The organism is Streptomyces sp. NPDC004561, assembly GCF_053602155.1.
Genome location: NZ_JBSGDB010000023.1, coordinates 1 through 12,229, shown reverse-complemented (window position 1 = coordinate 12,229; position 12,229 = coordinate 1). Strand labels below are relative to the sequence as shown.

Below are 12,229 nucleotides of genomic sequence, written 5' to 3'. Positions count from 1 at the left end.
CCGGAGGAAACAACGCCTCGGTAAGTTCTTCCACATCTGGTCAGAAAGCCCTTCCCCCAGGTGAAACCCGTGTGATTAGGTGAGCCGCGCCACTTAGGGGAGTGGCGGATTCGTGCTGGGCCAGGGGTAGGGCCTTCACAGGCCTGGGGAGGGCACCACCATGCGATCTGTTCGCATGCGGATTCTCATGACACTGCTCGTACTGGCGGTCGTGGGAGTCGGCGGCTGGCAGCTGCTGCCGTCGCAGGAGAACAAGAACAAGACCATCACCGTCGGGACGACGGACGCGGTCACCGCGGTCGACCCGGCCGGCGCCTACGACGCCGGTTCCTGGGCCCTGTTCAGCAATGTCTTCCAGACCCTGCTGACCTTCGAGCCGGACGGGGTCGAACCGGTCCCGGACGCGGCGCAGCACTGTGGGTTCCAGGGCAGCGGCCTGAAGACGTACCAGTGCACGCTGCGCGACGGGATCACCTTCCCGAGCGGGCGCACCATGACCGCGGAGGACGTCAAGTACTCCTTCGACCGGGTCAAGAAGATCAACTCCGACGTCGGCCCGGCGTCCCTGCTCTCCACGCTCGCCTCGGTCACCGCCGACAGCGCGCGGACGGTCACGTTCCACCTGTCGTCCCCGGACGCCACCTTCCCGCTGAAGGTCGCCACCGGCGCCGGCTCGATCGTGGACAAGGACAGGTACCCGGCCCGCGCGCTGCGCACCGGCTCGGCGGTCGACGGCACCGGTCCGTACACGCTGACCTCGTACACCAAGAACAAGCAGGCCGACCTCGCGCCGAACGCCCACTACAAGGGCTACCTCAGCGGCACCGGCCGCCCGATCGAGCTGCGCTACTACGCCGACTCGGACAAGCTCGACAGCGCCTGGAAGGCCAAGCGGATCGACGTCGCGTCGCGGACGCTGCCGCCGGGCACGCTGTCCCGGCTGAACCCGAGCGACCCGAACAACCGGGTCTCGGTGTCCGACAGCTCCGAGACCCGCAACCTGTACCTCAACACCCGCGCGAACTCCCCACTGCACGACGTGCGGGTGCGCCGGGCCATGGCCTGGCTGGTCAACCGCGAGAAGCTGGCCGCCACGGTGTACCAGGGCACGGTCGACCCGCTGTACTCGCTGATCCCGGCCGGCATCACCGGCCACACCACGTCCTTCTTCGACGACTACTCCACGCAGAACGTGACGAAGGCGCGCCGACTGCTCACCGAGGCCGGAGTGAGCCTGCCGGTGCGCTTCACCTTCGGCTACGGCAAGGGCCGGGGCGCGGGCGAGCAGGAGGCCGCGGCGCTGAAGCGGCAGTTGGAGGCCAGCGGCCTGTTCCAGGTGGACGTCCAGGGCTACGAGTGGACCGACTTCCAGAAGCGCTGGGCCGCCGGGAAGATGGACGCGTGGGCGGTCGGCTGGGTGGCCGACTACCCCGACGCGGACACCTTCGGCGCCCCGCTCGTCGGCACCGGCTCCACGATGAGCACCGGGTACAGCAACAAGCTCGTGGACCAGCTCATCCTGCACAGCCAGCAGTTCGCCGACCGCAGCCGTGCCGCGAACGACTTCCGGGACATCCAGGCGGACGTGGCCACCGACGTGCCGCTGATCCCGCTGTGGCAGGCCAAGGAGTACGTGGTCACCACCGAGGACGTGGGCGGCGGCCAGTACCTGGACGACGGCACGGGCGTGTTCCGCCTGTGGCGGCTGACCTGGATCTGATCAGCCGGTCCGCTGCCCGTCGCGTCCCCTGGCCCCCGGGTCCGGCAGCACCCTCGTCATGCCCGGCAGGAAGTCCGTGAACAGCTCGTGGATCTCCAGGACCAGGGGGCGCAGCACCCGGAAGCGGGCCAGGGCGACCCCGCGGGCGGTGAGGCGGGCGCCGCGCCGGGCCAGCCGGTAGCTGCGCTCGCGGTCCTCGGTACGGTCGAAGACCCAGTACAGGACCAGGCCCATCTGGGACAGCCACATCAACTCAGGGAGGATCTCCCGGAGTTCGGGCGCGACCTTGGACTTCGAGCCGGCCAGGACCTCCCGGTGCACGCTGATCGCCTGCTCGCGGGCGTGCTCGCTCTCCGGGGAGAAGGGGCTGAGCGGGCTGTCGGGGTCGGCGGCGTTCTTGAAGAACTGCACCGCGAACTCGTGGTACGGCCGGGCGATGTCCAGCCATGCGGTGAGCACGCCCGCGAGCCGCGCCTCCAGGTCGGTCTCCCGGTCCAGGATCTCCCGGACCGCCTGCTGGTGCTCGGCGGCGATCCGGTCGTAGAAGCCCTGGATCAGGTGCTCCTTGCCCTCGAAGTAGTAGTACGCGTTGCCGACGGAGACCCCGGCCTCCTGGGCGATGGCCCGCATGGTCGTCTTGTCGTACCCGCGCTCCTGGAACAGCCGCATCGCGGTCTCCAGGATCAGCGCGCGGGTCTGCTCGGACTTGCTGCTGTGGGGGCCGGCCGCCTCGGGACCGTCGTTCTTCGCGGGCACGGTAGAAGAGCCTAACGAGTGCCGCGGGCACCGCCCGAACGGGCCGTCTCAGCCCCTGCGGGCCAGCTCCGGGCGCTTGGTGTAGTCCGTGAGACCGATGACGTTGCCCCACGGGTCGGCGATCTCCACCGTCCAGCCGGTGGCCCCCCGGAACACCTCGTCCAGGGCCTGGATGCCGGCGGCGGCGAGCCTGCGTGCCGCTTCCCGCGCGTCCGGCACCTCCAGCCAGACCCGCGGCGAGGGCCAGGGCGGGGTCCGGCGGCCCAGTTCCGGCTCCGCCCGCAGCAGGATCCCGGGCGTCTCGCCCCCGACCTTCAGCAGTGCGATGCCGGCCTCGTCGAGGCGGAACCCCACGGTGAACCCGGCCCGCTCGTAGAAGCCGGTCGCCTCCGCGAGGTCGCCGACGGGCAGCAGTACGTTGTCGAAGCCGAGCAGCTCGTACGACTCTTTGTCTGACATGTCGTCAGATTAGAGCCGAGGGCGGCGGAACTCCGTCAAAAACGCCCGAGGGCCCTGCTTCCGGAGGATCGGAAGACAGGGCCCTCGGGCGTGATCGGGAAGATCAGTAGCGGCGCGTGATCAGCGCGCGCTTCACTTCCTGGATCGCCTTGGTGACCTCGATACCGCGCGGGCAGGCGTCCGTGCAGTTGAAGGTCGTGCGGCAGCGCCACACGCCGTCGCGGTCGTTCAGGATCTCCAGGCGCTGCTCGCCCGCCTCGTCACGGCTGTCGAAGATGAAGCGGTGGGCGTTCACGATCGCGGCCGGACCGAAGTACTGGCCGTCGTTCCAGAACACCGGGCAGGAGGAGGTGCAGGCCGCGCAGAGGATGCACTTCGTCGTGTCGTCGAAGCGCGCGCGGTCCTCGGCGGACTGCAGCCGCTCGCGGGTCGGCTCGTTCGTCTCCTTGGTGATCAGGAACGGCATGACGTCCCGGTACGCCTGGAAGAACGGCTCCATGTCCACGACCAGGTCCTTCAGGACCGTCAGGCCCTTGATGGGCTCGACCGTGATCGGCTTCTCGGGGTTGATGTCCTTGATCAGGGTCTTGCAGGCAAGACGGTTCTTGCCGTTGATCCGCATCGCGTCCGAGCCGCAGATGCCGTGCGCGCACGAGCGGCGGAAGGTGAGGGTGCCGTCGACGTCCCACTTGATCTTGTGGAGGCCGTCGAGGACACGCTCCTTCGGGTCGATCTCCAGCTGGAAGTCTTCCCAGGTCGCCTCGGCCGAGACCTCCGGGTTGAACCGGCGGATCCGGAAGGTGACCGTGATGTAGGGGGAGTCGGCGAAGCCGGGCTCGGGCTGGCCGGCCGCGTCCGCCTTGTCCAGAACAGGGGTACCCATCAGTACTTACGCTCCATCGGCTGGTAGCGGGTCTGGACGACCGGCTTGTAGTCGAGACGGACGGTTTCCGAGCCGTCGGCGCCGACCTCGCGGTACGCCATGGTGTGGCGCATGAAGTTGACGTCGTCGCGGTTCGGGTAGTCCTCGCGGTAGTGGCCACCGCGGGACTCCTTGCGGGCCAGCGCCGAGACGGCCATGACCTCGGCCAGCTCCAGCAGGTTGCCCAACTCGATGGCCTCCAGCAGGTCCGTGTTGAACCGCTTGCCCTTGTCCTGGATCGCCACGTTCTTGTAGCGCTCGCGCAGCTCGGCGATCTTCTCGACGGCCGTCTTGATCGTCTGCTCGGTGCGGAACACCATGACGTTCGCGTCCATGGTCTCCTGCAGCTCACGACGGAGCGTGGCCACCCGCTCGTTGCCGGTGGAGTTGCGCAGCCGCTCGATCTGCTCGACGACGAAGGTCTCCGGGTTCTCCGGCAGCTCGACGAATTCCGCCGTGTGGGAGTAGTCGGCGGCGGCGATGCCGGCCCGGCGGCCGAAGACGTTGATGTCCAGCAGCGAGTTGGTGCCGAGGCGGTTGGCGCCGTGCACGGAGACACAGGCGACCTCGCCGGCCGCGTACAGACCCGGGACGACGGTGGTGTTGTCCGACAGGACCTCACCCTCGACGTTGGTCGGGATGCCGCCCATCGCGTAGTGCGCGGTCGGCTGGATCGGGATCGGGTCCGTGTAGGGCTCGATACCGAGGTAGGTGCGCGCGAACTCGGTGATGTCCGGGAGCTTGGCGTCCAGCTGCTCCGGCGGGAGGTGCGTCAGGTCCAGGTAGACGTGGTCGCCCTCGGGACCGCAGCCGCGGCCCTCGCGGATCTCCGTGTAGATGGAGCGGGACACGACGTCACGCGACGCCAGGTCCTTCATGACGGGAGCGTACTTCTCCATGAAGCGCTCGCCGTCCTTGTTGCGCAGGATGCCGCCCTCACCGCGGGCGCCCTCGGTGAGCAGGATGCCCATGCGCCAGATGCCGGTCGGGTGGAACTGGAAGAACTCCATGTCCTCCAGCGGCAGGCCCCGGCGGTAGACGGCGGCCTGGCCGTCACCGGTAAGCGTGTGGGCGTTCGACGTCACCTTGAAGAACTTGCCGGTGCCGCCGGAGGCGTAGATCACGGCCTTCGCCTGGAAGATGTGGATCTCGCCGGTCGCCAGCTCGTACGCCACCACGCCGGCCGACTTCTTGACGCCGTCGACCTCGGTGATCAGCTGGTCCAGGACGTAGAACTCGTTGAAGAACTCCACGCCCTCCTTGACGCAGTTCTGGTACAGCGTCTGGAGGATCATGTGGCCGGTGCGGTCGGCCGCGTAGCAGGACCGGCGGACCGGGGCCTCGCCGTGGTTGCGGGAGTGACCGCCGAAGCGGCGCTGGTCGATGGTGCCGTTCGGGGTCCGGTTGAACGGCAGGCCCATCTTCTCCAGGTCGAGGACGGCGTCGATGGCCTCCTTCGCCAGGATCTCGGCGGCGTCCTGGTCGACCAGGTAGTCACCGCCCTTGACCGTGTCGAAGGTGTGCCACTCCCAGTTGTCCTCCTCCACGTTCGCCAGCGCTGCGGCCATGCCGCCCTGCGCGGCGCCCGTGTGGGAGCGGGTGGGGTAGAGCTTGGTCAGCACTGCGGTGCGGCTGCGCTTCGTCGCCTCGATGGCGGCGCGCATGCCCGCGCCGCCGGCGCCGACGATGACTGTGTCGTACTTGTGGATCTTCATGATTCTCGCAGCCCCGTGCCTAGCGGATGTTCGGGTCGAAGGTGAAGATCACCAGCGTGCCCAGCAGGATGGTCCACACCGTGGCGGTGTACAGCAGGGCCTTGAGCCACATGCGGGAGGCCGGCCGCTCGGCGTAGTCGTTGATGACCGTGCGCAGGCCGTTCGCGCCGTGGAGCATCGCGAGCCACAGCATGAGCAGGTCCCAGACCTGCCACCAGGGGGACGCCCAGCGGCCCGCCACGAAGGCGAAGCCGATCTTGGACACGCCGCCGTCCAGCACGAGCTGGATCAACAGGTGGCCGATGACCAGGACGACCAGCACGATGCCGGACAGGCGCATGAACAGCCAGGCCACCAGCTCGAAGTTGCCCCGGGTCGACTTCGGGGTCTTCTTGGTGCGCATGCGCGGGGCCTCGATGAACGGGGCCGGGTTGTCTACGTCGTAACCGGCGCCCTCGACGGGGCCGACGCCGGACGCGGTGGTTTCAGTGGTGGACATCGGCGTCAGCTCCCGAACAGGACACGAACGGCGTGGCCGAGCACGGGGTAGATCGCGCCGACCATCAGGACGACCCAGACACCCATCACGGCCCAGAACATCTGCTTCTGGTAGCGCGGGCCCTTCGACCAGAAGTCGACGGCGATGACGCGCAGGCCGTTGAGCGCGTGGAAGAGGATGGCGGCGACGAGGCCGTACTCCAGCAGCGCGACGATCGGCGTCTTGTACGTGGCTACGACCTTGTCGTAGTCCTCTGGGGAGACACGCACGAGAGCGGTGTCCAGCACATGAACGAACAGGAAGAAGAAGATGAGGACGCCGGTGACTCGGTGAGCCACCCAGGACCACATTCCTTCCCGGCCGCGGTACAGCGTTCCAGCCGGCACGGAAGAACCCTCCGGGAGCGGGGACTAGGGCCGCGCCGGCTTCACTGTCGGTCGGGCCCGGCCGGGTACGGTCCACCGGCCCCCAGCATCGTAGCCATGCGCTGGGCTGTGCTTTACGGGGGGCCTACCTTGTGTGATCAAACTGGCACCGGATGGGTGAGGGGCCGGGCACCGCGAGGGGTGGCTTGTCCTGTCATTTACCGACTGCGGGTGCGTTCGGACAGGTCGCCGCCCCGCGACGGAGCCGCCTGCGGATGCGGTCCCGCGCCCCTCAGGCGGACCGTCAGCCTTCCTCGTGCCAGGCGCCGGAGCTCCTCGGCCGCTATGACCCGTTCCTCCTCCGGATCGTTCGCCAATCGTGACCGGATGCGATCGAGGATGCGGTCGATGGTCTCGTCCGGATGGGTGTCGTCCAGGCAGATGACGAACGCATGTCCGAATCGAGCCTCGTAGGCCGCGTGGGCCGCGCTCAGGGCCATGTGGGCCGCCGAGTAGGTGTCCTCCGGCAGCTCCGGCAGGCACTCGCCCGCCAGGGCCTCCGCCAGGTCCGCCGGCGACAGGTCGTACGCCGCCTCGTCCGACGCCGCCAGCAGGGCCCCCAGGTCGGGATAGGGGCGGTGGTCCGCGACCCGGCGGGACCAGCGCAGGCTGCGCAGGCAGTGCAGGAGCAGGGCGTGGGCCTCGTCGGCGGGTGCGACGTTGAAGGCGTCGAAGGGTGAGGGGAGGTAGGGAAGGCGGTGGGCGGGCAGCGTAGGTCCTCGAGTCACATGTGGTGTGGCAGGGGATGCTGTGAAAGGTGTGTCGTCAGGTTATCGAGAGTGGTCACTCTGTGTCCGCGTGATGCCCGGAATTCACCCGTACGGAAGAGTTTCGGAGCGGGCGAGTGACGGGTGGGGCGGCGATCGGCCGTAGGTTGGCCCGGTGACCCAGCACAGGCGCCGGGCATCGGCGCAGCAGGAGAAACGAAAGCGGACAGCGGTGGCCGCGGCGGTCGTCGGGACCGTCGCGCTCGGCACGGGGGTCGGTGTGTGGGCGTCGGCCGACGGGGGAGTCGCGCGGCCGGCCGCCGCCGGTTCCGGCGGGCCCGGCATGCCGAGTCCGTCGCCCAGCCGCTCGTACCCGCTGTCCCGGGCGCCGCGGACCGTACCGGCGGTACGGTCCCACACCGCGGCGCGCGGGCCCGGCTGGCGGCCGCAGAAGAGCGACCGCGTGGTGGTGAGCGATCCCAAGCTGGCCGACGAGGGGCGGCTGATCGCCGGAGAGCTGGGCATCTCCTACGGGGGGCGGAGGAACGACGCGCGGGCGGGCGACGTGCGCCTCTCGCTCGGCGGGGGCGGTAACCAGGAGTCGTACACCATGACCGTGCGCGGGGGCCGGGTCGACATCAGCGGCCCCGGCGAGGCGGGCGTCTTCTACGGCACCCGGACGCTGAAGCAGGAGGTCCACGGCGGCGGGACGGCCCCGGAGGGGGTCGTGCGCGACGAGCCGGCCAAGCCGGTGCGGGGATTCATGCTGGACATCGCGCGCAAGCCGTTCAGCGAGACCTGGATCGAGGACCGAATACGAGAGCTGGGGGACCTGAAGTACAACGAGCTGGGGCTGCACTTCTCCGACGACCAGGCCTTCCGGATCGAGTCCGGCACCCACCCGGAGATCGTCTCCGCGGACCATCTCACCAAGGCGCAGGTCAGGCGGATCGTGGACCTGGCGGACAGCCGCCACATCACCGTCGTCCCCGAGATCGACTCGCCGGGGCATCTCGGCGCGGTCCTCGCCGCCCACCCCGACCTGCAGCTGCGTGACGCGAGCGGGGTGGCGACCAAGGGCGCGATCGACATCTCCAAGCCCGCCTCCGCGAAGCTCGTGGACGATCTGCTGAACGAGTACTCCGGGCTCTTCACCGGCGGCCGGTGGCACCTCGGCGGTGACGAGTACCAGGCGCTGACCGTACGGGACCCGCAGGCCTCCTACCCGCAGCTGGCCGCCGCGGCCCGGCAGAAGTACGGCTCCGGCGGCACCGTCTCCGACCTCGCCACCGGTTGGCTGAACGACCGCGCCGACACCGTCCGCACCCACGCGAAGACCATGCGGGCCTGGAACGACGGCTTCTACCGGGGCAGCTCCGTGCCGCCCGCCGGGGACCTCCAGGTCGCCTACTGGACCGGCAAGGAGATCGGCGCCCGGCAGCCGGTGGACTACCTGGGCGCGGGCCGCAAGGTGCTCAACCACAACGACGAGTTCCTCTACTACGTCCTCGGGCAGCCGCAGACGTTCGTCTACCCGACGGGCCGGCGCATCTACGAGCAGTGGAACCCGCGCGTGCTGCGCGGCACGACCGCCGTACCGGAGAAGTACGACGGGCAGATCCTCGGCGGGTCGTTCGCCGTCTGGTGCGACTTCCCGAACGCGCAGACGGAGGCGGAGGTCGCCGCCGGCATCCGGATGCCGCTCCGGGCCACCGTGCAGAAGCTGTGGGACCCGGGCGCCCCCACGCTGTCCTGGGCGGACTTCAAGGCGCTGGCGGACCGGCTGGGCTGACGGAATCGAGTGGACGTACGACGGCGTCCGGCCGTAGGTTCCGGTGCTCGTGCGTGCGGCCGGGGGAAGGCCGCACGTCCGCCGTCATCGTCATCCCGGGGGGAAGCTCTTCATGACGTCACCCATGCCCGCACCGCCGTTCGTGCCCGGTGCCGCGCTCCGCTCGCCCGTGGGGCTCGGCCGGGCTGCTGCCGTGCTGCTCGGTCTGGTCGTCGCGACCGACCTGTTCTCCTGCTTCGCGGACCTGATGGAACTGAACGTCGCCGGCGAACTCGCCGACGGCGCCACCGGCGCCGGCGTGCTGCACCGGGCCGATCGCGCCGACACGCTCTACGGCGCGTCCGGCCTCGCCTACGGGCTCGCGCTGGCGGCCGCGGCCGTCGTCTACCTGTGCTGGCTGTGGCGGGTGCGCGCGAACGCCGAGGTGTTCAGGCCGGACGGGCACCGCATGGGCCGCGGCTGGACCATCGGCGGCTGGTTCTGCCCGGTCGTCAACCTGTGGTTCCCGCGCCGGATCGTCGTGGACGTCTGGGACGCCAGCGCTCCCTGGGGGATGCGGGCTGGGCGCGCGCCGGTCAACGCCTGGTGGACGCTGTGGCTCCTCGGCATCCTCGCCGGCCGGATCGCGTACACCAGCTACAGTCACGCCGGCACTCCGGCCGAACTGCGCGACGCCGCCGGGCTGATGCTGTTCTCCGACGGGCTGGACACCGCGGCCGCCGCCCTGGCGATCGTCGTGGTCGTCCTGCTGACCCGGATGCAGGACCGCAAGGCCCGGCTGGGCCCGGCGTCCGGCCCCCTGTTTGGCTGAAAAGTGCTGCTGTGACACTCCCACGCCGTTGCACGCAGTAAGGGGAAGTGCGGGCTCCGTACCGGTCGGCGCCCTGGCGAGGGAGACTTCATGAGCCTGGTGGAACGGATCGTGCAGGCCGACGAACGCGGACTGGCCGCCGGCGGGTTGGCGTGTTTGGATCGGTGTCTGCCCCTGCTCGGCGGCGACGACGAGCTGCTCCGTCCGCTGTGGGGAAGCCTCGCCGACGGCTCCGACTGGAGCGCCCACCTGGAGAAGGCGCGCGACGCGCTCGACGCCGGGCAGCCCGACGACGAGGCCGCACTGCTGGTGCGCCGCATGCTGGACGCGGCCCCGGCCGAGCGCACCGCCGACGCCCTGCGGCCCTGGGCCGACGCCTGCTCGGTCGCCTCCCTGCGCGTCCACCGCCTGCTCGACCCCGCCGCCGACGGCGCCTCGGACACCGGCCTCGACGCCGGGCGCGCGGGCGACACCGAGGACCTGCCCCCGCTCGTCGCCGCCGAGCTGCGCCGCCAGATCGCCGTCCTCGAACTGCTCGCCGGCCACGGCGCGCAGGGCCTGCGCCGCGCCCTGGACCTGTCCGTGGAGGGGCGCCGGGTGCTGCGCGCGGTGGTCTCCCGCCGGGCCCGGGGTACCGCCGAACCCGGCGCGTGAGCCCCCTACTCGCGGGTAAACCCCTCCGCGAGCGGGGGTCCTGTGCCTGTCTCGCGGTGGACGTGGGGCGGTCCTGAGGCAGTTGCCGAAACGTTTCGATTTCCGGTGACGGAAGTCCGGCCCGGCTCGCTCTTCCCTATGTGACAGTCGACGTGACACCGGCCCGGGACGGGTCGGAACGGCAGGAGACCAGGCCGCACGCGGCGGCGAAGCCCGTGCGGTGGGCGGCGGACGCGGTCGCCACGATGCGCGAGGGCGCCCGGGTGCGGCTCGACTACACGGCGCAGAGCCTGTGGCGGGTGGACCGAATGATCGAGGAGATAGCCCGGGAGGGGCCCCCGTACGCGGCGGTCGAGAGCGTGCTGCGCGGCCTCGGCGCCTACGCCGGCGAGGTGATCGTCCGCCAGACCGGTGCCGAGTGGTGGGCGACCGGCGGCGAGCACTGGGTGCGCACCCCCGACGGCCGGCTCTGGGACCCCGTCGAGGAGGCCCGCCGCTGCTTCGGCGGCCAGGGCTCGCTGCGCCTGCTGTGCCGGGACGCCACCGCCGCCGCCTGACCGGCCGCGGCCCGCTCGCCGGAGGGGCCCGGGCGGGGTCGGCACGCATGGGTTCTGCGAGGACTCGACCACCCCACCCCCGAAGACCAGCACGATGACACCACCTGCCACAGGCGGCACTTGTACGGCGCACGGTTCTGGTGGATCGTCACGAGCCGTTGCGGCCTTGGCTGTGACACTTCTGTGAGAGCCGACGCTGATGACCGTGGAAGGCGGAGACACGGCCGGAGCGTGTCGCACCGCGGGGCACGCGCCACGCGGTGGCCATGAACTCGGCACATCGAGGACGGTCTTGGTCCAGGGTGGAGACCCCCGCCGCCTGCAACCGCGGGACGGGGAGCTGGGCGCGGCCGTCGCGCGGGCCCAGGACGGTGACGAGACCGCCTTCGCGGTCGCCTACCGGATCGTGCAGCCCGGCCTCCTCGGCTATCTGCGCGGCATCGTCGGCGAGGACGCGGAGGACGTGGCCTCCGACGCCTGGCTGGAGATCGCCCGGGACCTCGGCCGGTTCAGGGGCGACGGCGCGGGCTTCCGCGGCTGGACCGCGACCATCGCCCGGCACCGCGCCCTCGACCATCTGCGCCGCAGGCGGACACGGCCCCGGGCGACCACGCTCGACCAGGACGTGCTGGAGCTGCCCGGCCCGCACAGCACCCACGAGCAGGCCCTGGAGTCCCTGTCCACCGAACGGGCGCTGGAACTGGTCCGCGCGCTGCCCCGGGACCAGGCCGAGGCCGTACTGCTCCGGGTGGTCGTCGGCCTCGACGGCCCGTCCGCCGCGCGCGCCCTCGGCAAACGCCCCGGCGCGGTCCGCACGGCCGCCTACCGCGGCCTGAAACGCCTCGCCCGGCAACTGGGCGTCCCGGAACCGGCCGACGCGGGTGTGACGGACCACGGCCCCCGGACGCTGGGCGGGTCGAAATGAACGGCACCGGGCGCGAGCCGTATGCATACGGAGGAACCACCGGCCCCCGCTCCCGGACGGCGGCCGTGCGGTCGCGCATCCGGCACGCCGGACGGACTGAACGAGGACGGTAGCGGACATGGGTGAACGGCACAGCGGCGAGGGGCTGCCCGGCCGCCGGCGCGCACACCCTGACGGCACCCTCCCCACCTCCCGGCACGCGGACGCGGACGCGGACTTCGGGATCCCGGACCTCGAGGCGCGGTTCGGCGCGGTCCTGCGCCCGGACGGCGTCGACCCCGGGGCCG

13 protein-coding genes are annotated in these 12,229 nt (G+C 70.7%); 6 read left to right on the top strand and 7 right to left on the bottom strand.

The window, feature by feature from the left end:
* Nucleotides 1-160: 160 nt before the first annotated feature.
* Nucleotides 161-1,720, top strand: coding sequence for an ABC transporter substrate-binding protein (locus tag ACWEN3_RS05360; protein ID WP_452965930.1), 1,560 nt, complete (start codon nt 161-163; stop codon nt 1,718-1,720).
* Here ACWEN3_RS05360 and ACWEN3_RS05355 read toward each other — a convergent pair whose 3' ends face one another.
* From ACWEN3_RS05355 to ACWEN3_RS05325, 7 genes are all read right to left on the bottom strand, one after another.
* Complete coding sequence (locus ACWEN3_RS05355) at nt 1,721-2,476, bottom strand: TetR family transcriptional regulator (RefSeq protein WP_452965928.1); 756 nt, start codon at nt 2,474-2,476, stop codon at nt 1,721-1,723.
* A 48-nt stretch (nt 2,477-2,524) separates the two neighbouring features.
* A complete protein-coding gene (locus ACWEN3_RS05350; RefSeq protein WP_452965926.1) occupies nt 2,525-2,935 on the bottom strand; it encodes a VOC family protein in 411 nt (136 codons plus the stop codon).
* Between the two features lie 103 nt (nt 2,936-3,038).
* On the bottom strand, nt 3,039-3,818 hold the full coding sequence (locus ACWEN3_RS05345; protein WP_452965924.1) for a succinate dehydrogenase iron-sulfur subunit: 780 nt from the start codon (nt 3,816-3,818) through the stop codon (nt 3,039-3,041).
* Nucleotides 3,818-5,572: a succinate dehydrogenase flavoprotein subunit gene (sdhA, locus tag ACWEN3_RS05340; RefSeq protein ID WP_452965921.1), complete on the bottom strand. Its 1,755-nt coding sequence runs from the start codon at nt 5,570-5,572 to the stop codon at nt 3,818-3,820. Before sdhA ends, ACWEN3_RS05345 begins: the two co-directional genes overlap by 1 nt.
* Before the next feature lie 19 nt (nt 5,573-5,591).
* Nucleotides 5,592-6,071 carry a succinate dehydrogenase hydrophobic membrane anchor subunit gene (locus ACWEN3_RS05335; protein ID WP_452965918.1) on the bottom strand — a complete coding sequence of 160 codons (480 nt, stop codon included), beginning with the start codon at nt 6,069-6,071 and terminating at the stop codon, nt 5,592-5,594.
* A 5-nt stretch (nt 6,072-6,076) separates the two neighbouring features.
* Nucleotides 6,077-6,457: a succinate dehydrogenase, cytochrome b556 subunit gene (gene sdhC / locus ACWEN3_RS05330; protein WP_452965915.1), complete on the bottom strand. Its 381-nt coding sequence runs from the start codon at nt 6,455-6,457 to the stop codon at nt 6,077-6,079.
* Between the two features lie 197 nt (nt 6,458-6,654).
* A complete protein-coding gene (locus tag ACWEN3_RS05325) occupies nt 6,655-7,224 on the bottom strand; it encodes a 2-oxo-4-hydroxy-4-carboxy-5-ureidoimidazoline decarboxylase (RefSeq protein ID WP_452965912.1) in 570 nt (189 codons plus the stop codon).
* A 154-nt stretch (nt 7,225-7,378) separates the two neighbouring features.
* Between ACWEN3_RS05325 and ACWEN3_RS05320 the strand changes: the two genes are divergently transcribed.
* The 5 genes from ACWEN3_RS05320 (at nt 7,379) to ACWEN3_RS05300 (ending at nt 11,942) form a co-directional block, all read left to right on the top strand.
* A complete protein-coding gene (locus tag ACWEN3_RS05320) occupies nt 7,379-8,995 on the top strand; it encodes a beta-N-acetylhexosaminidase (RefSeq protein WP_452965909.1) in 1,617 nt (538 codons plus the stop codon).
* Between the two features lie 112 nt (nt 8,996-9,107).
* Nucleotides 9,108-9,806 (top strand): DUF4328 domain-containing protein, encoded by a 699-nt coding sequence (locus tag ACWEN3_RS05315; RefSeq protein WP_452965905.1) that lies wholly within the window; start codon nt 9,108-9,110, stop codon nt 9,804-9,806.
* Nucleotides 9,807-9,896: 90 nt separating this feature from the next.
* Nucleotides 9,897-10,460: a hypothetical protein gene (locus ACWEN3_RS05310; RefSeq protein WP_452965901.1), complete on the top strand. Its 564-nt coding sequence runs from the start codon at nt 9,897-9,899 to the stop codon at nt 10,458-10,460.
* A 140-nt stretch (nt 10,461-10,600) separates the two neighbouring features.
* Entirely contained in the window at nt 10,601-11,017 is a 417-nt protein-coding gene (locus ACWEN3_RS05305) for a hypothetical protein (protein ID WP_452965899.1), read from the top strand.
* 292 nt (nt 11,018-11,309) lie between these two features.
* Nucleotides 11,310-11,942: an RNA polymerase sigma factor gene (locus ACWEN3_RS05300; RefSeq protein ID WP_452965896.1), complete on the top strand. Its 633-nt coding sequence runs from the start codon at nt 11,310-11,312 to the stop codon at nt 11,940-11,942.
* The last annotated feature ends 287 nt before the right edge of the window (nt 11,943-12,229 follow it).

What these genes read in the sequence shown, in the direction of transcription:
- ACWEN3_RS05360 (WP_452965930.1), top strand. Translation starts at nt 161, where the DNA reads ATGCGATCTGTTCGCATGCGGATTCTCATGACACTGCTCGTACTGGCG.
- ACWEN3_RS05350 (WP_452965926.1), bottom strand. Translation starts at nt 2,935, where the DNA reads ATGTCAGACAAAGAGTCGTACGAGCTGCTCGGCTTCGACAACGTACTG.
- ACWEN3_RS05345 (WP_452965924.1), bottom strand. Translation starts at nt 3,818, where the DNA reads ATGGGTACCCCTGTTCTGGACAAGGCGGACGCGGCCGGCCAGCCCGAG.
- sdhA (WP_452965921.1), bottom strand. Translation starts at nt 5,572, where the DNA reads ATGAAGATCCACAAGTACGACACAGTCATCGTCGGCGCCGGCGGCGCG.
- ACWEN3_RS05335 (WP_452965918.1), bottom strand. Translation starts at nt 6,071, where the DNA reads ATGTCCACCACTGAAACCACCGCGTCCGGCGTCGGCCCCGTCGAGGGC.
- ACWEN3_RS05315 (WP_452965905.1), top strand. Translation starts at nt 9,108, where the DNA reads ATGACGTCACCCATGCCCGCACCGCCGTTCGTGCCCGGTGCCGCGCTC.
- ACWEN3_RS05310 (WP_452965901.1), top strand. Translation starts at nt 9,897, where the DNA reads ATGAGCCTGGTGGAACGGATCGTGCAGGCCGACGAACGCGGACTGGCC.